Genomic DNA, 21,988 nt, shown 5'->3' on the forward strand with positions numbered 1-21,988 from the left:
TTTCTCGACCGCTTCAATAAGAAATTTTCATATTAATAAAAAAAGGAATGAACCGGGGGAAACGGGTTTATTCCTTTTTTCAAAATACTGTGCAAATATAGTTACATTTTTAACTGTAAATTCAACGGCAGCCCTATCACGGCAACAATCGCGGACACGGGTGTTTCATAGGGTGAATGGATGGTCCGGCCAAGTGTATCGGTAAACAGCATAAAAGCACTCAGGAAATCGCACTCATTGGCAGGGTCAACCGATTATCCGTCCCGACCATTGCCCGCACGACATGTGGAACCATTAAGCCAATAAAGGCCGTATTTCCGACCAGTACAACAGAAGCACCGGCAAGCAGAATAATTACGATAAAAAGAATCGTCTTTATTTGTGTAATTTTTTGCCCCATCCCGAATGAGATGAACTCTTTGGACTCTCAACAGCCTCTGTTAGGCTTGTTAATTAGTTTCAATTTTCTTCTATTCTTTTCACATCGACAGTTACTTGCAAATGCTGTTTATTGGTGCCCTGATATACGCCTTTAACCGGCACGATATCACTATAATCCCGCCCATGGCCGATTTTTACATAACGCCAGTTTACTTTACCGTTATTGGTAGGGTCGAAACCCATCCACCCTGTTAATGGGACATAGGCTTCTACCCAGGCATGAGAAGCGTGCTGAACCTCGGTTTGACCGTCGTTTAAATCACCAATAAATTGATAGCCGCTGACATAACGGGCTGGGATATTAAACATCCGGCCGATGGCAATCATCAGGTGGGCGTAGTCCTGGCAGACCCCGCTTTTTAACTGGAGGGTTTCCTCCACTGTTGTATGAACATGAGTGACTTCAGTATCATAAGTAAAATATGAATAAATGGTGCTTGAAATTTGTTCTAGCAGCTCATATACATTGCCAGCGTTCCGTTCGTTGATTCTTTCCCGACAAAATGTTTTTAATTCAGGAGTGATGCGGGTGTAACCAGTTTCCATTAAATATTCCGCATACTTATTTTGAAACGGTTCACTGCTTAAAATATCCCGCTCGGTTGCAAAGGGAAGCCGATTTTTGGCGTCATGATTTTTCTCATCGGTTTCCACAATGGAATAAGAATGAATCAAAAGCTCCCGATGAGGGGAAGGTACGGTAAAAAAATGAGCGGTATTGCCAAAATAGTCTTCGTATGTAAACAGAGGGACCGAGGGCTCAACCACAATCGAATGTTTACAGCAGGATTGGCGGTCATCTGTTCTCGGTGAAAGCCGAATCTCATTGACACTGTCCGTTACTGGCTCCTGATAGGTATAATGGGTAAGGTGAGATATTTGTAATTTCACGCTGTAATGGTCTCCTCCTGAAAAAAGGTTTTTGAAATATCGATTCCTAGTTGATGGCAGGAAATTAACATATCGTTAAGCGGGAGCAGTCCGTCGAATTCAGGATGTCCGCCAGCAAGAATAGCTTTGATTTGCGCTGTCAATTGAATCACTTGTTCTGATAATATCGCAAAATGATAGTCTTGCTGCTTAATTGCATTTAAACAACTGTCCAAAGAGGTTAATGCGAAATGGACGGAACGCGGAAACCCCGGATTTAGCATCATAAATTCCGTCACTTTTGTGAAGGTTACTTCATCCGCTTGAAGCTTGCGGAAGGCTTCATAGCCGCCGACCGACTTGAGCAGAACAATCATGCGATTATAGTGATCCTTATCCCTATAAGGAAAGCCATCTTTTATAAAATTCGTAAAGATGGAATGGAGAATACGCACGGTGTTTTCCGCCCGCTCCAGATATTTGCCGGCTTGGATAAAATTCCACTCCATTCCCCGAACCATAACAGATTCTGCTATTCCATTGAACAGAGAGATCCATTCCCTTACGCGTTGATAGAATATATGAGGAGATTGGATCATCACGGTGTTGACCGTTTGTTCCTTTAACCACAGGAAAAAATCATTTATCGTATCCCATAGTTCGCTTGGCAGCAGCTGGCGTAAAGCCCGCATATTCGTTCTTGTTTGCTGGATGCAGGAAAAAATAGAATTTGCATGGCGCCGGTCAAAAGTTAGAAATTCCAGAACGGATGTTTCGTTAATATCCAGGTGACGAGTCTTAAAAAGATCAACATCCCCAATCGCGGAAACGAGCCTTTCCCAGATATAGTCCTGATTATTGTCTATTCCTTTCAGTTCATGGCGCATATGATAATTAACATCGATCAATCTCGTATGGTTTTCTGCTCTTTCCATATAACGGCCTACCCAAAACAACAATTCAGCGCATCGATTCATCATGATTTTTCACCTCATTAAATTTTTATAGACTTTGAGAATTGTCCCGCTCCTGCACCTAACTCCTCGGGTTCAAATAACCTTCGGCAATAAAAGTCAAAAGGCGGACTTTTCTTGCCGAAGAACATTTGCCTGTCGAAGCTGGTGGGAGGCGCCTCCGCTTTTCTTACAACACCCAAGTATCCTTGGTCCCGCCGCCTTGTGACGAATTAACGACGAGGGAGCCTTTTTTCAGTGCTACTCTAGTAAGCCCGCCCGGGACAATATGAATATCGTTCCCCATAAAGACAAAGGCGCGTAAATCAATATGGCACGGGTACACTTCTCCATCTGACAGAGAAGGGGCGCATGATAGCTTGATCGTTGGCTGGGCAATATATCGATCGGGAAAACGGACAATATTTTCGGCGAATACCCGGCGTTCGTGTTCCGATGCAGTAGGGCCGATCAACATTCCGTATCCTCCGGAAAGGCTCCTTTCCTTGACCACCATTTCAGATAAATGAGAAAGAACATACTCTCTGTCTTCCTGTTCCGAAAGAATATAAGTAGGAACATTTTTTAAGATCGGTTCTTCCTTCAGGTAGTACCGGATCATCTCCGGAACGTAAGCATAAATCGCTTTATCATCGGCGACTCCTGTTCCTGGGGCATTAGCGATAGCGATCTGGCCTGCCCGGTAAGCATTCATCAGTCCGGGAACACCTAATAAGGAATCGGGGCGGAAAGCAAGTGGGTCAAGGAATTCATCATCAATTCTTCTATAAATGACATCTACCTGCCGAAGTCCTTGAATTCCCTTTAAGTAAACTTTTTGATCAATAACGGTTAGGTCTCTTCCTTCCACAAGCTCAATCCCCATTTCTTGGGCCAGGAAGCTATGATCATAATAAGCTGCGTTATGTACACCCGGTGTAAGCAGAACAACGAGAGGATCCGGTTTGCCATTGGGAGCAAGGCTTCGTAAACTGCTTAATAAGGCGTTCAAACCATAATCAATATCCCGAACCTGGTATTCAAAGAATAACTTGGGGAAAAGATGCATCATCAAAGAGCGGTTTTTATAGACATAGGACAAACCGGAAGGGCTGCGCAAATTGTCTTCAAGAACATAAAATTCCCCGGTTTCACTTCGAATCAGATCGATTCCAGACAAAGGAATATAAACGTTGTTCGGAATATCCAACCCTGCCATTTCCGGGCGGAAATAGGGATTGGTAACAACCATTTTTCTAGGAATTACCTGGTCCTTAAGAATGTTTTGTTCATGGTAAACATCCCGTATGAATTCATTTAAGGCCCTCACTCTTTGTTTGAGGCCTTGCTCCAGCTGCTGCCATTCATTGGAAGTGATAATTCTTGGAATCATATCAAAAGGAATGGTTCGTTCTAGAGAGGAATCGTCCTGGTTGTCGCTGTACAGCGTGAAGGTTATTCCTTGTTTCACCATTTGCGATTGCATGAATGAGTTAAGATGATGCAGCTCTTCTGTCTCCATCTTTGAGAATTGCTGGTACAGTCTTTGATAAGGGGGTCTTACAAAACCGAGTTGATCAAATGTTTCGTCATAGAATGTAAGATTTGTATAATCGGAAAATACATGATTTTTCTTCTTCTTTGCTACCATGTCTATCATTTTGTTCCTCCACCTTTTTTTCATTGGTCACCTTTTATATGTAAGTTTTTATAACACGACATTCAACATGGATAAGTATATGCTAAACAGAATCTGCCAGTTTGTCGAAAGAGGTCTCGAAATTGTGACGATTTTGTGACAATATTGTGAACACTAGAAATAGATGGTAAAAAATGCATTATGATAGCAGGTGATTAAGTGACATATTCATGTTATGTTTCTTAACGCTCGATATGTTATCATAGGAAAAGACAGAGTATTTTGAAAAGAGGTACAGTAGGAATAGTGTAATAGGCGGGGGTTTAGTGTGAGATTAACAATCGGGAAAAAAATGTTCATAGGGTTCTTAGCAGCTGCGATATTTTTTGGAAGCATTAGTTTAATTTTCTATTATTACATAACCAAGGTCAACGAATCCTATTCGGAATTGATGGATCGGCGGGTACAGATTTTATCGAATACAAAAGATATTCAAGTGTTGGCCCTGCAGCAGACAAGCAGTTTACGGGGCTATCTTTTGACGCAAAGTCCGGATTTTTTATCGGAACTGCGGACAGCCAATACTACTTTACATAATCTAGTAAATGAAACGAAGTATTTGGTCATCAGACCGGAGACGAAAGAGGCTGTAGCAAAGTTAGAAGGACTTAATAAGGAATTCCAGAAACAATATGAAATTTTACTTGCGAACTATGAAAACAGTCATGATCAGCAAGCGGCTTCGGATTATTTCGTTAGGCACGTTTTGCCGATCGGTAAACAGCTGCAGCCTACTGCCAAATTCATAACCGAGCGCAACCAGCAATTAATGGAGGAAGGGATCAAAAAAAATACAGAGCTGGTTGATAGGGTGATGACAACGACCCTCCTATTAAGTATTTTGGCTTTTATTTCTACTATTGTAATTGGACTTCTGTTATCCCGGAACATTACACGCAATCTATTTAAAATAACGAAAGTGATTGCTGATGTCACATCCGATTTTAAAGCTAGTACGCCATTGCCGCGCATTGAGGTCCGCTCCAAAGATGAAACCGGAGATATCGCCCAGGCTTTTAATGAAATGGCCAAAGCTCTTCATGAACAAAGCTGGTTAGAGACAAATATTACCGAAATGGCGACCATGTACCAAGGTATTCATGATTTGGAGACGTTAGCGGAGCTATTCATTACGAAGATCACGCCGATGATGGGAGCGAGCTACGGTGTTTTCTATGTCACACAGGGGGTCAGGGAGCAAAAACGTCTCCGTAGGGTGGCCGCCTATGCGTATCGCGGCCAGGAAATGATTTCACCGGATGTACGCTTCGGGGAAGGACTGGTCGGACAAGCTGCATTGGAGAACAGAATGATGCTGCTTACGAATATTCCAGCGCACTATATCCAAATTTCTTCCGGGACAGGGGCGGCCCAGCCGGCCAGCATAATCATTATGCCGGTAGAATTTGAAGGGCAAGTGATCGCAGCCATTGAGCTGGCCTCATTTGATCAGTTCAGTTCCATCCAGCAAACGCTGCTTAAACAGGTATTAAACGATGTGGGAATTACCATTAACAGTGTGGCCGGCCGGATGCAGATTGAAAAATTGTTAAAAGAATCAAAGGCGTTAACCGAAGAGCTTCAGAGCCAATCGGAAGAGTTAAGACTCCAGCAGGAAGAACTGCAAAGCATTAACGAAAAACTCGAAGAACAATATAAGCACGCCGAACAAAAGTCAAACGAACTGGAAAAAACCAAAATGGAGCTCGAAGAAAATGCAGAACAGCTTGAGCTCAGTTCAAAGTACAAATCGGAATTTCTCGCCAATATGTCGCATGAACTGCGGACTCCGCTTAACAGCTTGCTGATTTTGGCCCGCCTGCTTGCAGACAATGACGATGGAAATCTAAAGGAGAAACAAGTGGAATTTGCCCGCACCATCTATTCGTCCGGAAAGGACCTCCTGCAGTTAATCAATGACATTCTGGACTTGTCCAAAGTAGAGTCGGGAAAAATCGATATTATTCCGGATGCAGCCAGCCTGATGAGCATTGGTACTTCTTTGGAAAAACAGTTCCTCCCTGTGGCACGTCAGAAGGGCCTGAAGTTTACCGTTCAGCAGGAGGAAGGATTGCCTGAAACGATCATTACCGATGAATACCGGCTGCTTCAAATATTAAAAAATTTGCTGTCCAATGCGATGAAATTTACCGATCAAGGCAAGGTAATGCTGCGGATCTTCAAAGCGGAGAAAGAGGCGTTATCCCAATATCCCGAAATGAAAAATATCGACTCAGCCCTTGCTTTTTCGGTCACAGATACAGGAATCGGGATACCGAAAGAGCAGCAAAACCTGATTTTTCAAGCATTTCATCAAGGGGATGGCACAACGAGCCGGAAATATGGCGGAACGGGACTGGGATTATCGATTAGCAAGGAAATCGCCCTGGTGTTAGGCGGAGTGCTTCAGATGGAAAGCATCGAAGGCAAAGGAAGCACGATTACCTTATTTTTACCTATAGATGGAGTGGACGATCCTGCTGCAGCGGGAAGTTTTCAGTTAGAAGCTGCTGCGGCCCTTGAAGAACCAGCCACAATTGAGGAAGAGACTCCTTTGTTACAGAGCAGTGATCCCTTCTGGTATGGCAAAAAAATCTTGATTGTCGATGATGATATGCGCAATATTTTTGCGCTTACGACAGCTCTCGAGAAAAAGCAGATGAAAGTCGTGTTTGCCGAAAATGGCTGCCAGGGGATTAAGCTCCTGCAAGAAAATCCTGACATTGAGCTCGTCCTGATGGATATCATGATGCCGGAAATGGATGGATATGAGGCGATTACCGCTATTCGGCAAATCCCTGTATACCAAGCCTTGCCGATTATTGCCCTTACTGCCAAGGCGATGAAAAATGACCGGGAAAAATGCATTGAGGCGGGTGCCTCCGACTACATCAGCAAACCTGTTCAGCTTGATCAGCTTTTTTCGCTGATGCAGGTTTGGCTGTACAAATAGGTGGAAGCAATGGGAAACGAATCATTAGACAAAAAGATATTATGTGAAACAGAAACGGCAGATGAGCTTGAGAAAATCGAAATGGAGCTGTTACTCGAAGCGATCTATCGGCATTATGGATTCGATTTTCGAAACTATGTGTTCTCGTCCGTTCAGCGGATAATTTGGCATCGAATTCAAGCTGAAAAGCTGGCCACTGTATCGGGTTTACAGGAAAAAGTTCTCCATGATCGCCAGGCCATGAAGACTTTGGTGAAGGACTTTTCTATTAATGTAACGGAGATGTTCCGTGATCCGGATTTTTTTCTGTCCTTTCGCCGAAATGTCGTACCGCTTTTAAAGGAATATGAGTTGATTCTCATTTGGCATGCAGGCTGTTCTTCAGGAGAAGAGGTCTATTCGATGTTAATCCTGCTGCATGAGGAAGGCTTGCTTGAAAAAACGCGAATTTATGCGACAGATATGAATGAACCAATCCTAAAAATAGCAAAACAGGGGGCCTTCCCCCTAAAAAGAATGCAGTTATATACCAAGAATTATTTAAAGGCCGGAGGAACAAGAGCATTCAGTGAATATTACACCGTAAAAGACGGACAGGCGGCCTTTCACTCCTTTCTGTGTGAAGATGTCGTGTTTGCTCCCCATAATCTGGCGGTCGATCACTCGTTTAATGAATTTCACGTGATCATTTGCCGAAATGTGATGATATATTTTAATACCAAGCTGCAAAATCGTGTCCATGACTTGTTTTTTGAAAGTTTAATTGTATCCGGAATTCTGGGGCTTGGCCAAAAAGAAAGAATTGCCTTTACCAGTAAGGCCGGGTGTTATGAGGAGATAGATTCGAATGAAAAACTATACCGCAAAATTAAGTAGTGAAACACGAAAAGTCAATATATTAATCGTCGACGATCGTCCTGAAAATCTGCTGGCGCTTGAAGGGGTGCTTGACTCTCCTGAATATGATTTAGTCAGTGCCTATTCCGGGGAGGAAGCACTGAAACAGGTGCTGACTAAAAACTTTGCCGTCATTTTGCTTGATGTGCAAATGCCGGGGCTGGATGGTTTTGAAACAGCCAGGCTCATCAAATCCAGGGAAAAGTCAAAGCATATTCCGATTGTTTTTATCACCGCGATTAGTCAGGCGATGGAGCATGTGAGACAAGGCTATTCTGCCGGGGCAATCGACTATATATTCAAGCCGTTTCATCCGGAAACCCTGAAAATGAAGGTTGAAGCAATTGTGACCATGCATCGGTACCAGGAGCAAATTAAGCTCCAAAATGAATTGCTGAAAGTCATCGGGGAAACCTCGATTGATACCATTACTACTCTGGATGAAGAAGGATACGTATTAACGGTTAACCCCGCAGCAGCGAGCATGTTTAGCTATACACCGGAGGAACTGATCGGAAATCATATCAGTATCATCGTTCCGGGGCTGATGGTAGAAGGGGATCATGAGTCCTGTTTAGGAAAGACGATTGAAACGTTTGCCCTTCGGAAGGATGACTTCCGGTTACCTGTAGATGTTCAGATTGGCGAGGCAAGGATGGAGCATCAGCGTATTTACGTTTGTTCCATTCGGGATGTTACCGGGCGTAAACAGACGGAGGAAGTACGTTTCCGGAAAATATTTGACGCCACACCATGCATGGTGTCATTAAGATCACTGACGGATAAGCGATATATCAATGTGAATGAAAGCTGGGTGAATAATACCGGTTTTGATTATGATGAAGTGATTGGCAGGCAGTCTGACGTACTGCAGTATATTATCGATACGGATGACAGCTGTGGAACCGATTTTGCACCCCTCGATGCGGAGAAACAGGTCCGCAATGCGGAGATGAGCTTTTTGACAAAGTTCGGCGATCTCCGCGAGGGCTTATTATCAACGGAAATTGTAAAAATTCATGGGGAGGAATTCCTTCTTAGTGTCATCACCGATATTACTGATAGGGTTTTTTTGGAGAAGGAAATGGTCCGTTTTGACCGTCTCAATATAATGGGGGAAATGGCGGCAGGCATTGTCCATGAGATTCGCAATCCGATGACAACCGTTCGTGGTTTTTTGCAGATGTCGAGAGATGCCTCCAGCCCTGAGTATTTTGATATTATGATCGAGGAACTCGACCGCGCCCATAACATCATTACGGAGTTTCTTTCAGTTTCGAAACCAAATCCGGAAAAACGAAAATTGAAGGATCTTAACTCTGTCATACAGGTATTATTCCCACTCATCCAGGCAAAGGCCATGTGCACAGGCAACCATGTCAGCCTTGAATTGAGTGAATGTCCGTTATTAAAATTAGATGAAAAAGAGATTCGCCAATTGATCCTCAATCTTTCGCTGAATGGTATCGAGGCGATGCCGGACGGCGGAACGCTGACAATCAAAACATTCCATGAAGCGGATGAGGTTGTCCTGCAGATACAGGATCAAGGCTGCGGCATCAAGGAAGAGCTGCTTGAAAAAATCGGCACCCCTTTCTTTAGTACAAAGGTACACGGCACGGGATTGGGTTTATCCGTTTGCCATAGTGTAGCTGCCCGGCACAATTCCAAAATAAAGGTGGAAACAAGCGGGCAAGGGACGACATTTAGTGTTTGTTTTAAGGCGGAGCAAGTATAGAGGGGGCTGTCCGAGAGTAAACTAGGTTTATCAAACATATAGAACAAGCGTTAACTGATATTCTTTAGAGACAGGTGTAGAGAAGCGGGTTGAAAAATTGATTGAGGTGCTATCCGGTTGGACAGAGATTACTTATGTGATTAGCCGTGATGTTGAGGAAAGTTCGCAAAATATGAAAGTGGAATTTATTAATCATCCATTTTATAAAACCTATGAATACATCATTCCTGTTCAGTTAATCTGTGCTCAAATTCCGCCGTTAAGAGGAGTGGATCCAAGTATCCCGAAGGATCCTAGATTTCATCAGAAATTGGAAAGTAAAAAAATTAGTTAGCTTTCTTTCGGAAGTACTAGGCCTTGGGCTTAGTACTTCTTTTTGATGGGATGAGAGAATGAAATCAGCACAATCATCGCCCCCGGTAATGCCACCGAAAACCCAATCCCAACCAGCACTAACCTTACAGGCGCGAGACCTTTATTCCTCTGAAAGGCAAATAGGTAAATTAAGCAGGCCGTAACAATGCACTAAGAAAGGCGACAAGCGGCAGGAGATATTCTGATGTACGATGGGAAAGTCCATTTAATAGCGGGCGCTTTTCAGGATGCCACTAATGCGGTTAATAAACAAAACAATTTATCCAGCCGGATGCTCAAAAAAGTGCGATGGTGTCTTCGCATAATGATGTGTTTAAACAGCGGAATAAGGAGATAGTAAGGCAGTTATTAAAATAGAGTGTTTTGCGAATTGAGTTAGGGTGAATTGTGCCCGTGGAATAGAAAAAGTTATGGCGGTACGGTCACAATAAAGAAATAATTGTGCCCGAAGTAGGTTGAAGTAAGGGCGTTACGGTCACAAAAAGAAATAATTGTGCCCGAAGTAGGTTGAAGTAAGGGCGGTACGGTCACAAAAAGAAATAATTGTGCCCGTGGAAGGAAAAAGTCATGGCGGTACGGTCACAAAAGGAAATAATTGTGCCCGTAGCAGGAAGAAACCATGGCGATACGGTCAAAAAAAAGATTAATTGTGCCTATAGAAGGAAAAGGCATGCAGGTTGGGGCAAAAAAAAGCCAGTGGCCACCGAAAAAATACCGGATAGCCCACTGACAACTTTTGTTAAACATCCACCAACTTACTACGCCGGCACTCCTCATGAAAAGCACGCAATCTTTTCGTCCGATCCATCAGCGTCTCCAGGAAATACTCCCAATCATCCACACGCTTCAACTTCTTATACAACGTACGCAGCTTCTTCAAATGCCGCACCGCCATCTTATAGCTCGACCGGTTCTTCTGATCAATCTCCCGCTGCGCCGTCTGATGAAGCATCCCCAGCAGCACCTCAGGCCGCTCCTTCTCAATCACCTTCAAGCGATCCTTCGGCAAATCATAAAAATCCAGCCCGACAAACGCCTGAAGCTCGCCCCAGCGGTCATACTGCTTGCGCTCAAACAACAAATACTCATACTCCCCAAAACTATATGGCAGCATCACAAGCAAAGCACGCTCATACAAATCGAACCGCTCATTCTCCCCACAATAGTTGGTCACACTTTTAATCGCACTCCGAGCAAACGTCACACAGCTATGATAACCGCCTAACGCCGCCAAATACGCCTTCACTTTTTGCAAAAATAACTCAATCAAAACTCCAACCCGGCGCCACGCCTTCAAAACAGACAAATACTCAATCCAATAAAGCAGATAAGGAACAATCTCCTCATCGGCAAACTGGCCGATCAGCTTCAGCGCCGTCTCATCATTCCCAATAAGCAGATTGAGGTGGACACCGGCGACCATCAGTACCAATGGGCTCTCCCAATCCTGAAGCCCTTTTAGTGCGGCCTCAATCTTCGTCAACTCAGCCTCACGCCACGCCTTCTTTTTGAAAAATACCACCCATAAATGCCGGTACAAATGAATCCGCTCACTCTCCAACCCATTCGCACACCGCAAGAGGTCAAACGCATCATCCTTCAGCCGCTCAATAAACTCATCAAACGCAAATGGCAGAGACTGTACGCCAATTTTAATAGCCAGTTCTTCCGCATCATCTAACAAATTGTGAAATAAGTGAAGATAGGCACGCCTTACCGTATCCTCATCATGCCCAAGAGATTCACTTAGCGCCGCCAGCTTTCGGAATGACACCACAATCGCAACCATTTCATATAGCAACCGCCATTCTTGCTCAACTGGCGCGCTCGCATGGATCCGTCGCTCATAAATCCCGTACAACTCTGGAATCACATAAGGGCTTGTATACTTTTTCGATGCAAGCAGCGTATCAAAGCTCACCTCAAACGACTGCACCCAGCGGCTGTAGTCTGGCTTTAAGATACCGTTCGCCTTAATCAAATCCTTGGCTGTCTGCATACCCCAGTCGGAAGCCTCCTTCTGCTCGCGTGCAGGCTCACGCCAAGCAGTTATCCAGTCCCCGACACTGCCAAACTTGGAAAACGCGGCGAAAAAGGTCGCCACCTGGTGGCGGCAAAAGCCCTCAGCTGGACAGGTACACGTACTCATCGAGGCAAAGACTAAATCCAGCTTTACATAGCAAGGCGTCACGTCTTGGACGGTAGACGTGATTTTATCATTAAATATTTGTAATTGCTTCACCACCCCTTGGCGGTACAGCATTAATCCCTTTTGGACAAGCTTCGCATCCTCTGTATCAGTGGGAACGAGCAGCTCCCGAACTTGTTCCTCAAAATATTCCATTTGTTCACTAGCAGGTGTGGACTCCAAGGCCGCAACCCCCTTTTAAAAAAATCCATATTCCTCTATTATAACCAAAAATTCAAGATTAGGTAATTCGTCTATATTCACACAAACTAATTTCTGAATTAAGTTCGAAGGGAAGGATAGCAGAAATAATGAAAAATCCCACCTTTATGGTGGGATTAGTGGTATTTAACTGAATTTAATTCTTAGAGAATATAAAGTGGAAAAAATCGCTGTATTAACTCGTTGTTTGGCAGATGAAATTAGTTTCACACTTATTGGATTGAACTCCATTGCCAGTATCTTCAAATGGCTGGCGATTCTATACGCAAGAGAAATTACCGTAACAATCTGATTGAGAAGTAGACTCGAGGGAGTGTTGCACAACATGATGCTTGATTTGAATGAAAGTGGTTAGCTTCATAGTGGAGATATGGAAAAATGAGCTATTTCCCGCTTCCATTAATCTGATTCTGCATAAGCCTCTATTGTTGTGTCTCTACACTCCCAGCATTCCACTCGATTCCTTTCCATAATCGCTAATTCTTCTCCACATTTGATACAAGTATCCATTAACAATTCCTCCTTCTGTGTTTTTTTGTAAACCTCCAACTTTATAATATATATAAGTTGGTAGAGTAATTATAACACAAAATATTCAGATAATATATATTAATTAAGTTACAAAAATTGCAGTCCTATCACAATGCCATGGGTAGTTAAATTACAAACTTTACTTTTCTATTAAAAATGACAAAAACAATAGCATGAAATAATTCTTTTTATTAGAATGAGGTTCAAATCAAGATTCTTTAATGAAATTTGTTTCATTTGGAGGGATTCATATGTTATTCAAAGCGAAAAAAAAAGCAGAAATAGGCGACCGTATCTTTTTTAAAAATGGAGTCAAAGGGATCGTTGAGAAGGTTTATGATAATTCTGTGATTACGAAGATAACCGAAAATAATACCGAATTAGAGTTTAAAGAAAATATAACAGTCATAGCACACAAAAATTATAAAGTTTTGGCATAGAAGTGCTGGATAGTCTTAAAAGGCTATCCAGTTTTTATTACCCAAGTTTTTTTTTACCAGGAGAAAAGGCTTATTTTAAAAAAAACGAAGAAGAAAAAAGGAAATAGACATTTATCCGAGAACTTAATTTGTATTAATAATAAGGAGTGTGCGAATTGGAAAAAATCCATTTTTTAGTAAGTGAATTTTTCTTTAGTATAGCCTTATGTGTTGTTGCTCTGTTTTTCGCCTTAAGATCCGATGTTTTTTCAATAACAGTTGTTTTTTTAGGTTTGATTGCTGGGTCCTTGATTGATATCAATTTACGTTCTATTTATAAAAATAAGTCGGTTAAAATTAGTGGGTATCTTGAACATAAACAAAGAGTTGCTGAAAAAGAGACAAGTATGTAATTTTCTTCAATGAATGAGTATTAAGATTTAAAGAAAGGCTGCCACATAATGGCAGCCTTTCTTATTGAGTAATGGTTTCATTCCTGACAAAAGCATTAGAACCGTCCCCATGCTCCAAAATGTTACAAAACTATTAAAAAATTTACAAATTCATTTATAATTCTAGTATTCTCTCTATTTTAACTTTGTAGTTGTTATAATGGAAAAAAAGAGAAGTGCTGGAGGATACATACATATGAGGAAAATAATCAGTATGGCAGCTGCTGCATTTATTGGGTTTGGTCTTTTTACGGCATCGGCCGAAGCGGCTACCGTTGTCAATGCAAATGTATTGAATGTACGTCAAAGTCCCGCTACGAGCTCTCTCATCATTGGAAAAGTAACAAATGGTCAGGCATTGGACGTGAAGAGTCGTCAAAATGGTTGGCTAAAGATTAGCTATAAAGGTAAAATCGGTTATGTAAGTTCACAATATACAAAAGAAACCAGTACATCAACTGGAGGAACCTATTACGTTAATGCCTCATCTCTAAACGTCCGTTCCGGAGCTGGGACGAACTACGCCCTGATGGGCAAATTAAACCGAGGACAAGCTGTTAACGTAAAAAGTGATCTTGGAAACGGCTGGTATCAAATTAGTTATAATGGCAGAACAGGTTATGTAAGTAAGCAATATGTAGTTAAAACCGCAGTAAAAGCAGCAGCAGAGTTCATTGTTGAAGCGACGGCATATACACCGTTGGAATCTTCTAGTGGAATGACAGCTGCAGGCTACAATATTCGTAAAAATCCAAACATGAAGCTGATTGCGGTAGATCCGAAAGTGATTCCGCTCGGTACCAAAGTCTGGGTAGAAGGCTATGGAGAAGCGATTGCAGGCGATACAGGCGGCGCAATTAAAGGGAATAAAATTGACGTTCTTTTTCCTACTGTAAAGCAAGCACTTCAATGGGGCCGCAAAAATGTAAAAGTAAGAATATTAAACTAAGGTCGAAGCGCGGGGACGGTTCTATTGCTTCTTTGGAAGCAGGAGAACCGTCCCCGTGCTTCTTTTTACTATTGTAATTATTAGTGGAACCGTCATGATTAACATAAGAATTAAAATACCACCGCTTATGTAGTATTGAAAATTAGGTTTATATCCAAAGCTACCAAAAATAAAAAAAGAAAAGATGAACAAAAAAGATAAAAATAGTTCAAAAATGAAGGTAAGGATAAAAAATAATAGATAAGGAATAACCACCTCTTTATAAGTCACGTGTTGTAAAGTTAGGCCTTCCCAACATAAATCGGCTAATTTATTTAGTTTCCTCATTTTTACCACCTCTATTAATCCTCATATTCTCTTCTCAGTTTTGACAATATTATAAGTTTCATAACAATAAATTATTATTTTTTAACTGATGGGTGAGGCAGCGTGAAGGCATGCTTAAAAACGATTAATATATAAATATGAAAAAACTCGTTAAAAAAGAGCATTGCTTACGAAAGCAATGCCCTTTTTAATTAAGGGTTTATTTAATTTGCATGCCTAGATTGCTGCGGTTTCGATCTCATTTCCACCACTTCCACCATTTCTTCTGGCTGGCGGCTGCAATCTGCATTCTTGTTTCTTCCTCTATTTTACTTCGTTCAACCAGCAATTGCTCAGTACGTTTTACATAATTTAAAATTTGATTAAGCTTCTCTTCTAGGGAAGCTTCCCGCACCGCCTTCTCCTTCAAATGTATGAGTAAATCTAAGTTTACTTGCTCCAAATGTTCGATACGGCCTAATAGCTCATCATGGTTACAATCCAGCTTAATATCCTGGTCATTAGTCGTCTCTAAGGGTACTGCTTCTTCAAGAGTTTCCGTACTATCTTTTTCAGAAACAATTGTCATCACAGATATAGCTGCCTGTTCTAAAGGCACACCGTCTTGCTTACTGAATTCTATTAATTTGCGGAGAGTGTTAACATCTTTATCAAAATAGCCTCTGTGTCCTTTAGTATTACGTTGAATAGGATACCCATGGCCTTCCAAGAGAATGGCATACTTCCGTAAAGTACTGCTATCTATTCCGAGCAAGTCTTGGACGTTTTTAGGTGAATATATTTCACTCAAAACATTACACCTCCGCTAGAAACTTTTAAATATACTAATTTTTACTTTGGGCTAGATAAAGCCATTATAACAAAGAAAATTTTTGAAGTTTGTCGAACTAATAGAGAGTAACCTATTTTTAAAAAGACTGTTAACTAGACTTAATAAAAGAACAAGAAAAAGGTGAGCTGGACTTACTCATGAGGAAATAGAGCCAAATTTCCCGCTTTTTTGTTATGACTCTATTAATGTTTCTGGCAATTAATTGATGTGTTTTGGCTTTGACAATTAAAATATTATCGACAAGTCCTATCCATTTTCATTCTTTGTCGTGGAGCTCTGCTGCATGGAGACTCTTCATCTTTCCTTTACTTTTAAATTGATTGAAAAGTGACATTATTCACGGATATTAAATAACAAATAAATTAAAATGAATTTTAGTTATTTAGCTAAGGTTGTGTCATTAAGAACACGTAGCTTAGTTAATCAAAAGACGTAAAGGGGGATAAAACGGTGAAAAAAAATGACTTACCGATTGTGTATTCATGCTCTGGATGTTCATCAGCCGCACAAACTGCTAACATGATTGCAATAAAAATGGATCGAGAAAAATTAGCTGAAATGTCTTGTATCGCTGGTGTTGGGGGTGATGTCAAACCACTTGTCAGAACAGCAAAATCAGGAAGAGATATCATTGCAATTGATGGATGTCCCTTATCTTGTTGCAAAAGTTCTTTAGCAAGACATGAAGTTCAGCCCAAACATCATTTTGTACTTTCTGACTTTGATGTACCAAAGATAAATGGTAAAGACCCTGACCAAGCCCTTTATATAAGTGTATACCAACGTATTTTGGAACTTATTAATCATCCTTCTTAATCGTTGATTGTATTTCTGAAACAATATTATGGGTTGAGAGAGAAAACACAATAATAAATAAAATAGTCGAGCCTGAAATATGCAAGTTCTTATGCACTTCTTGTATATTTGGGCTCTTTTTTCATTCATAAAATAGACTGCCAACACATTTTTGATTGCCGAAGCCGAAGCACGCTATTAATTATAAAAAAGGAATAGACCCATCAAGCTCAGGTGTATTCCTTCATATGATTCATTTAAAAAAATACTTATTGAAGCGGTTGAGAAATACTACTTAACGCATCCCCAGCTTCGTTGATATGAATGTCAACTGTTGCCAAGTCACCAATTGCACAAATTCCGACCATTTCTCCATTTTGTACTACTGGAATACGGCGAATTTGATGATCAGCCATCATTCGAGCACATTCATGGGCATCCGTTTCAGGAGAACAAGTAATAACATCCGATGTCATACAATCATGGCAATGTACAGAACCACAGTCTTTTCCATCAGCCACACAATTAATGACAATATCACGGTCGGTAATCATGCCTACCACTTTTTTACCTTCACAAATTGGTACGGAACCACAATTGATGTCACGCATAATTTTTGCTGCAGCTGTTACAGGATCATGGGGTGTACAGCATTGTACATTTTTTGACATTATATCTTGTACTATTGTCATTTTGTATTCCTTCCTTTTCTACTAAAAATTGATCGTTTTGATTATCTCAACTTATTAATTTTCAATTAGATTGGATATAGAAACACTTAGTTTATCATTTCGATTATCAAGATGATGAATTGTAGCTGTTCCATTTTGTTGATCGACATGTTCAATGTAGACCTGTCTTCCGTTACAGGTTACATTAGCCATAATTGGTGAACATGAAATTTCTTGTGCTCTTTGTGCGTCCATTTTATCTACCCCCTTTTTGCTTTGGAACAAATATAATATTTCCTTTTGTGAATTCGTTTATGTGAAAAATCCACTAAGAATGTTTTTATTGTCATTAACAAATTATAAAAAAGATAACTTAGAGAATTCAATCCAATACCTTGGAGGTAATCATGAATAAAGAAAAAATGATCGCAGACGAATTACAACATATGTTTTTAGAAGGTAAGCTAAAAGGTTATAAAGAAGAATATATCAATTTCGTTACGAGAAAATTAAGAACAGGGGACACAAGTATTGATGAATTAATGCAAGAGGATTCCGGATTGAAAGAAAAAGTGCTGGAAGCTTCGGAACATTTATGGAATCCCGAAATGAATGACAAAAATCACTATACTCAAATTCCTGGATACTTAAAGGGGATGCATCACTAAAAATAAAAAGGATGTAAATACATGTCTAAAAAAATCAAAGGTTACTTAATTTTATAATGGTATTACTACCGTGGTTATCGATACCTTTTATGGGATGGCATAACATAAAAAGATTTTTCACAGCATCCATCCTAAAGATATCGCCGCTGCTAAATTCCAAGCTTAGCGACAAAATAAAAGGTCGGTTAATGCTAACCGGCCTTTTATGTACATATTCAATTAGGATTTAGGTTTTTTGGATTTTATTAGCGGAATGTTTACTTAATTATTGCGAAAGAAGAACCAGTGGATACATTACCACCGGAATACTCAAAACTATCAGTCCCCTTACCATCGACCGTTCCGGAAACCGAGACATTATAGTAATCTTTGAAAGTTCCCTTTGAAAGTTTAATGTACTGGTTGAAATCGATCTGGACATTTTTGTCAGTGTATTTTGAGGTAGAATAACTCTTTGAATTAAACGCCCAGGTAAGATTGATAGATTTAGTACCAGCAGGAGTTTCATCGCCAGTGCAATTTCCTTCTTCATCGCAAGTAAAATCAACTTTATTTACTTCTACTGTCTGATTCACTTTGGCTGTACCTTTGTTAATGTCAAAGACCACTTTGGTTGCTGGTACTACAGCACTGCCATAATAGTATTCATCTTTTTCATTATCGTAGGTTTGGTAATAAAGGATATAAGAATCCTTACCTTCAAAGTTAGTAGAAAGGTATACAGAGGTATCGACAGTACCTTCTGATCCATAGAATGAAGCATCTTGAAAAGAACCTTTGTATACAGGGGAATTGCTTTGTGCCATTGCTGGCAGAGCCATAGTCAAAAGGAACACAACCGTCAGAATCAATACTTTTACTTTTCTCATTACGAACCTCCAGTTATTGGAAACCTAAACCGCTGTAATAATTTTACAATATAGTAGAAAAAAAGTATTTAAGTAAAGTTCGACAATTTTCACACTTTGAAGAAATTGATAGGGACGTGTATTGAGATTTGGTGGGTAATTAATAAGCTATTTAATATTCAATTAAAGGCTGTGTTTGATCCAGGAGGATCCGGCCTTTTTTGTTGAAATCCTTCTTGAAAGTCCTGAAAAAGAATCTTGTATATTTCGGATCTTTTTTCTTACTGCAACAACATTTTTGATTGCCTAGTACACACTATTAAACAAATATGTGCTATTTTAACTATTTTTAACAAGTAGGTAGGACTTAACTGGACAATATGATTAATGTTACTTAGACTAAACAATAACCACGATAACCTCTTACATATCTTTACTTCATCAGGTGCTATCAGAGAACGTCAAAGTATTCTCCATTGCAATCTACTAGACTTAAAAAGTAAAAATTAGTTCTTCGGGTAACTTTGATTTGTACAAAGATCAAATCAATTTGGATAACGAGGAGGAGTAATCATGTATATGGACCAATTGGCCACGATTAAAGTGATCGGTGTTGGCGGCGGGGGAAACAACGCCGTGAACCGTATGATCGAGGACGGAGTGGAAGGTGTAGAATTTATTGCTGTTAATACAGATGCACAAGCCATTCATCAATCAAAAGCAGAGACTAAGATGCAAATTGGGACATCCCTGACACGTGGTTTAGGAGCAGGTGCCAATCCCGAAATAGGAAAATTCGCAATAGAAGAAAGCAAAAATCAGATCGATGAAGTATTAAAAGATGCAGACATGGTTTTCGTTACGGCTGGAATGGGCGGTGGAACAGGCACAGGGGCAGCCCCTGCCATTGCTAAAATGGCTAAAAAGCAAGGTGCTCTGACCATTGGGGTAGTTACCCGTCCATTCAAATTTGAAGGCAAGAGACGGGCAATGAACGCGGAAATTGGAATTAACGCCATGAGGGAAGCTGTAGATACCTTAATTATTATTCCAAACGATCGCTTATTGGAAATAGTCGAACAGAATACACCTATGCTTGAGGCTTTCCGTGAAGCGGATGCTGTACTTCGCCAAGGGGTTCAAGGGATTTCCGATTTAATTGCGGTGCCAGGTTTAATCAACCTTGATTTTGCTGACGTGAAAACAGTTATGTCCCATAAAGGAACGGCCTTAATGGGAATTGGTATGGCTACTGGCAGCAATCGTGCTGCTGAGGCTGCGCAGAAAGCCTTAAATAGTCCTTTACTCGAAACGTCTATCAATGGAGCTCAAGGTGTTATTATGAACATAACGGGCGGTCAAAATCTAAGTCTTTATGAAGTACAGGAGGCAGCTGAAATAGTTGCTGCTGCTTCTCACGAGGAATTAAATATGATTTTTGGTTCGGTCATTAACGAAAACTTAAAGGACGAAATGATTGTAACGATCATTGCCACTGGATTTACTGAGCAAGAGGCTAAAGAAGAGAGTACTGTAATACAAAATTCTCCCGTACCATCAGAGGAAAAAATGTATAATCCATATCAAAGGGAACGACCTAGGCGACATAAACAACCCTATCCGATAAACCATGGCACACCCGTTCAAGATTATGATCGACACTCAGAAAACTCGGCAGAATCTCTTAATATTCCTACGTTCTTGCGCAATCGAAAAAGACGATAATTAATAAAATGCAAAAATTCCTGCTTACGACTAAAAGGCAGGAATTTTTTTTGCTCTCCAAATTACAATAGTATTTTGTTTCAATAGTTTTTTAGCAGCATTTGGTCTATGGAACGTACTTTATCATATGATTTTAATAATCTCTCAGGTACCAAGGTTCTGCCGAATTCCCAGGAATTCCTTTCTATTAAAGCTAGAAGCTGTTCTTTTTCTTCATCCTCACCATACTTTAGAGTGCGTAAATCATGTTTGTTTTTCTTAAAATCTAAATAATAGCCGAGCTGATGATAAAGAATAAGTTTAACACAGTCTTCATCTGTCTCTTTAATTTTAAAGTTAATATTGGCTATGTATCCATTTATCTGCAGGTAGTTAAACTTAATAGTTTTTGTAGACACGTTAAAACTCATCGGTGCAGGTAATTTATTGTTTATTTCATAATTAAGATCTAATTTGTGCTCTTGCAATGTATTTTTAATGATCTCCTCAATATCCCATATATAAAGCAACTTTCCCATCACTACCTTTCCGAAGAATTTAATTCACAGCAATTTGATGCTCTTCATATCTTTATTTTTAAAAAATGAAGGTGGAAAGTAAATCCTGCTATTTTCCTTTAGCCTTTATACCTATGTCAGGACCGAACCATATTTTTCTATTACATGTTTTGTGCATAGTTGCAACCTGGTTAAAATAAACAAAATGAAATACTCAAAAGGCTGTAGATTGGATGAAAGCAAAAGCCGCTATTTATCACACATAAAAGAGGTAAGCACCCTAAGAGTGCTTACCTATTAAAACCTCATCCAGAGAAATGATTCTATGCTTTAATTCTTCATTCGAATCTAGCACACCTATAACGATCTGATTATCTTCTGTTATTGTCGCATATCTAAAATGTTCGTCCTCATTAATGAGTAAAGTGGTTTCCTGTTTTGCCTCCATCCTCGCAAAGACATTCTCTGTGTATTCAAGTGGGAGGAAGTCATCTAATCCTTCTGCTGGTTCACCAACCCATCTAAATAGGAAATCCTTGATAGAAAATTGCTCAATCATCGACAATTTTTTCTTAAATGTTAGCTCGTTTACGAGTACAGTTTTCAACTTAATCACTCCTCAAATAGTAAGTAAAGTTTATACCTGCAAATGCCTAACATCAACTGTATTAGAGTGACAGAATATTTACATTTTGATTTCGGGCTATTGTTAAATGATTTAATAGTATTTTTACACCATTTCAAAGGGGGATGAAGCTGTACTCGTCATTTGGAGAGAAATAGAAGAACCCGAGGTCCATGCCTGCGTGATAAGTCTCCTATTCGGACAAGGCAAGGAGGAAATCGAGGTGGTAGTGTCCGAAGAGGACGTGTATTCGGACAAGGCAAGGAGGAAATCGAGATGGTAGTGTCCGAAGAGGACGTGTATTCGGACAGGG

General features: G+C 40.4%; 21 protein-coding genes and 3 pseudogenes. 12 read left to right on the forward strand and 12 right to left on the reverse strand.

The features are described from left to right. Window positions 1-101: 101 nt before the first annotated feature. From COD92_RS06770 to COD92_RS06785, 4 genes and pseudogenes are all read right to left on the reverse strand, one after another. Window positions 102-403: pseudogene (locus tag COD92_RS06770) on the reverse strand (iron chelate uptake ABC transporter family permease subunit); the annotation flags it as partial. Between the two features lie 56 nt (window positions 404-459). After that, on the reverse strand, window positions 460-1,332 hold the full coding sequence (locus COD92_RS06775) for a transglutaminase family protein (protein ID WP_098995979.1): 873 nt from the start codon (window positions 1,330-1,332) through the stop codon (window positions 460-462). Then, entirely contained in the window at window positions 1,329-2,291 is a 963-nt protein-coding gene (locus tag COD92_RS06780) for an alpha-E domain-containing protein (protein ID WP_098995980.1), read from the reverse strand. Before COD92_RS06780 ends, COD92_RS06775 begins: the two co-directional genes overlap by 4 nt. 163 nt (window positions 2,292-2,454) lie before the next feature. After that, on the reverse strand, window positions 2,455-3,924 hold the full coding sequence (locus tag COD92_RS06785; RefSeq protein ID WP_098995981.1) for a circularly permuted type 2 ATP-grasp protein: 1,470 nt from the start codon (window positions 3,922-3,924) through the stop codon (window positions 2,455-2,457). Window positions 3,925-4,231: 307 nt separating this feature from the next. Between COD92_RS06785 and COD92_RS06790 the strand changes: the two genes are divergently transcribed. The 4 genes from COD92_RS06790 (at window position 4,232) to COD92_RS06805 (ending at window position 9,885) form a co-directional block, all read left to right on the forward strand. After that, a complete protein-coding gene (locus COD92_RS06790) occupies window positions 4,232-6,916 on the forward strand; it encodes a response regulator (protein WP_255295248.1) in 2,685 nt (894 codons plus the stop codon). Between the two features lie 9 nt (window positions 6,917-6,925). After that, window positions 6,926-7,792 carry a CheR family methyltransferase gene (locus COD92_RS06795; RefSeq protein WP_098995982.1) on the forward strand — a complete coding sequence of 289 codons (867 nt, stop codon included), beginning with the start codon at window positions 6,926-6,928 and terminating at the stop codon, window positions 7,790-7,792. Further along, window positions 7,764-9,551: a response regulator gene (locus tag COD92_RS06800; protein ID WP_098995983.1), complete on the forward strand. Its 1,788-nt coding sequence runs from the start codon at window positions 7,764-7,766 to the stop codon at window positions 9,549-9,551. Before COD92_RS06795 ends, COD92_RS06800 begins: the two co-directional genes overlap by 29 nt. Before the next feature lie 97 nt (window positions 9,552-9,648). Next, the gene (locus COD92_RS06805; protein WP_098995984.1) at window positions 9,649-9,885 is read left to right on the forward strand and encodes a phosphoheptose isomerase family protein; all 237 of its coding nucleotides are present in this window, start codon (window positions 9,649-9,651) and stop codon (window positions 9,883-9,885) included. A 41-nt stretch (window positions 9,886-9,926) separates the two neighbouring features. On the opposite strand, the pseudogene COD92_RS32680 reads toward COD92_RS06805, so the two are convergent. Continuing rightward, a pseudogene (locus tag COD92_RS32680) lies at window positions 9,927-10,105 on the reverse strand (iron chelate uptake ABC transporter family permease subunit); the annotation flags it as partial. On the opposite strand from COD92_RS32680, the pseudogene COD92_RS32685 reads away from it, so the two are divergent. Further along, a pseudogene (locus COD92_RS32685) lies at window positions 10,093-10,283 on the forward strand (thioredoxin reductase); the annotation flags it as partial. The pseudogenes COD92_RS32680 and COD92_RS32685 sit on opposite strands and share 13 nt — an antisense overlap. A 382-nt stretch (window positions 10,284-10,665) precedes the next feature. On the opposite strand, the gene COD92_RS06820 reads toward COD92_RS32685, so the two are convergent. After that, entirely contained in the window at window positions 10,666-12,297 is a 1,632-nt protein-coding gene (locus tag COD92_RS06820; RefSeq protein WP_255286818.1) for an SWIM zinc finger family protein, read from the reverse strand. A gap of 196 nt (window positions 12,298-12,493) precedes the next feature. On the opposite strand from COD92_RS06820, the gene COD92_RS32690 reads away from it, so the two are divergent. From COD92_RS32690 to COD92_RS06835, 4 genes are all read left to right on the forward strand, one after another. Continuing rightward, window positions 12,494-12,628: a hypothetical protein gene (locus COD92_RS32690; RefSeq protein WP_255295249.1), complete on the forward strand. Its 135-nt coding sequence runs from the start codon at window positions 12,494-12,496 to the stop codon at window positions 12,626-12,628. Window positions 12,629-13,118: 490 nt separating this feature from the next. After that, on the forward strand, window positions 13,119-13,307 hold the full coding sequence (locus COD92_RS06825; protein WP_098532512.1) for a DUF2187 family protein: 189 nt from the start codon (window positions 13,119-13,121) through the stop codon (window positions 13,305-13,307). 155 nt (window positions 13,308-13,462) lie between these two features. After that, window positions 13,463-13,699, forward strand: coding sequence for a hypothetical protein (locus COD92_RS06830; protein ID WP_098532513.1), 237 nt, complete (start codon window positions 13,463-13,465; stop codon window positions 13,697-13,699). A 235-nt stretch (window positions 13,700-13,934) separates the two neighbouring features. Further along, a complete protein-coding gene (locus COD92_RS06835) occupies window positions 13,935-14,687 on the forward strand; it encodes a 3D domain-containing protein (protein WP_098532514.1) in 753 nt (250 codons plus the stop codon). A 565-nt stretch (window positions 14,688-15,252) separates the two neighbouring features. On the opposite strand, the gene COD92_RS06845 is transcribed toward COD92_RS06835, so the two are convergent. Beyond that, the gene (locus COD92_RS06845) at window positions 15,253-15,804 is read right to left on the reverse strand and encodes a MerR family transcriptional regulator (RefSeq protein WP_098995986.1); all 552 of its coding nucleotides are present in this window, start codon (window positions 15,802-15,804) and stop codon (window positions 15,253-15,255) included. Window positions 15,805-16,296: 492 nt separating this feature from the next. Between COD92_RS06845 and COD92_RS06850 the strand changes: the two genes are divergently transcribed. Continuing rightward, on the forward strand, window positions 16,297-16,662 hold the full coding sequence (locus tag COD92_RS06850; RefSeq protein WP_098532517.1) for a putative zinc-binding protein: 366 nt from the start codon (window positions 16,297-16,299) through the stop codon (window positions 16,660-16,662). Window positions 16,663-16,910: 248 nt separating this feature from the next. Here COD92_RS06850 and COD92_RS06855 read toward each other — a convergent pair whose 3' ends face one another. Continuing rightward, complete coding sequence (locus COD92_RS06855) at window positions 16,911-17,333, reverse strand: CBS domain-containing protein (RefSeq protein WP_098532518.1); 423 nt, start codon at window positions 17,331-17,333, stop codon at window positions 16,911-16,913. A 54-nt stretch (window positions 17,334-17,387) separates the two neighbouring features. Beyond that, window positions 17,388-17,567: an H-type small acid-soluble spore protein gene (locus tag COD92_RS06860; protein WP_098995987.1), complete on the reverse strand. Its 180-nt coding sequence runs from the start codon at window positions 17,565-17,567 to the stop codon at window positions 17,388-17,390. Between the two features lie 152 nt (window positions 17,568-17,719). Between COD92_RS06860 and COD92_RS06865 the strand changes: the two genes are divergently transcribed. After that, on the forward strand, window positions 17,720-17,980 hold the full coding sequence (locus tag COD92_RS06865; RefSeq protein WP_141561081.1) for a hypothetical protein: 261 nt from the start codon (window positions 17,720-17,722) through the stop codon (window positions 17,978-17,980). 257 nt (window positions 17,981-18,237) lie between these two features. Here COD92_RS06865 and COD92_RS06870 read toward each other — a convergent pair whose 3' ends face one another. Beyond that, window positions 18,238-18,849 carry a hypothetical protein gene (locus COD92_RS06870; protein ID WP_098995988.1) on the reverse strand — a complete coding sequence of 204 codons (612 nt, stop codon included), beginning with the start codon at window positions 18,847-18,849 and terminating at the stop codon, window positions 18,238-18,240. Between the two features lie 552 nt (window positions 18,850-19,401). Here COD92_RS06870 and ftsZ point away from each other — a divergent pair. Further along, window positions 19,402-20,553 carry a cell division protein FtsZ gene (gene ftsZ / locus COD92_RS06875; RefSeq protein ID WP_098995989.1) on the forward strand — a complete coding sequence of 384 codons (1,152 nt, stop codon included), beginning with the start codon at window positions 19,402-19,404 and terminating at the stop codon, window positions 20,551-20,553. Between the two features lie 80 nt (window positions 20,554-20,633). Here the strand turns inward: ftsZ and COD92_RS06880 are convergent, their stop codons facing one another. Beyond that, the gene (locus COD92_RS06880) at window positions 20,634-21,071 is read right to left on the reverse strand and encodes a hypothetical protein (RefSeq protein WP_306418582.1); all 438 of its coding nucleotides are present in this window, start codon (window positions 21,069-21,071) and stop codon (window positions 20,634-20,636) included. A 259-nt stretch (window positions 21,072-21,330) separates the two neighbouring features. After that, window positions 21,331-21,657: a hypothetical protein gene (locus COD92_RS06885; RefSeq protein ID WP_098532522.1), complete on the reverse strand. Its 327-nt coding sequence runs from the start codon at window positions 21,655-21,657 to the stop codon at window positions 21,331-21,333. Window positions 21,658-21,988 lie beyond the last annotated feature (331 nt).

It is taken from the genome of Bacillus sp. AFS037270, assembly GCF_002585305.1.

Excerpts from the sequence above, each read along its gene's own strand:
- COD92_RS06780 (WP_098995980.1), bottom strand. The coding sequence starts at position 2,291 with ATGATGAATCGATGCGCTGAATTGTTGTTTTGGGTAGGCCGTTATATG.
- COD92_RS06795 (WP_098995982.1), top strand. The coding sequence starts at position 6,926 with ATGGGAAACGAATCATTAGACAAAAAGATATTATGTGAAACAGAAACG.
- COD92_RS06800 (WP_098995983.1), top strand. The coding sequence starts at position 7,764 with ATGAAAAACTATACCGCAAAATTAAGTAGTGAAACACGAAAAGTCAAT.
- COD92_RS06785 (WP_098995981.1), bottom strand. The coding sequence starts at position 3,924 with ATGATAGACATGGTAGCAAAGAAGAAGAAAAATCATGTATTTTCCGAT.
- COD92_RS06825 (WP_098532512.1), top strand. The coding sequence starts at position 13,119 with ATGTTATTCAAAGCGAAAAAAAAAGCAGAAATAGGCGACCGTATCTTT.
- COD92_RS06880 (WP_306418582.1), bottom strand. The coding sequence starts at position 21,071 with ATGGGAAAGTTGCTTTATATATGGGATATTGAGGAGATCATTAAAAAT.
- COD92_RS06835 (WP_098532514.1), top strand. The coding sequence starts at position 13,935 with ATGAGGAAAATAATCAGTATGGCAGCTGCTGCATTTATTGGGTTTGGT.
- COD92_RS06870 (WP_098995988.1), bottom strand. The coding sequence starts at position 18,849 with ATGAGAAAAGTAAAAGTATTGATTCTGACGGTTGTGTTCCTTTTGACT.
- ftsZ (WP_098995989.1), top strand. The coding sequence starts at position 19,402 with ATGTATATGGACCAATTGGCCACGATTAAAGTGATCGGTGTTGGCGGC.
- COD92_RS06865 (WP_141561081.1), top strand. The coding sequence starts at position 17,720 with ATGAATAAAGAAAAAATGATCGCAGACGAATTACAACATATGTTTTTA.
- COD92_RS06860 (WP_098995987.1), bottom strand. The coding sequence starts at position 17,567 with ATGGACGCACAAAGAGCACAAGAAATTTCATGTTCACCAATTATGGCT.
- COD92_RS06855 (WP_098532518.1), bottom strand. The coding sequence starts at position 17,333 with ATGACAATAGTACAAGATATAATGTCAAAAAATGTACAATGCTGTACA.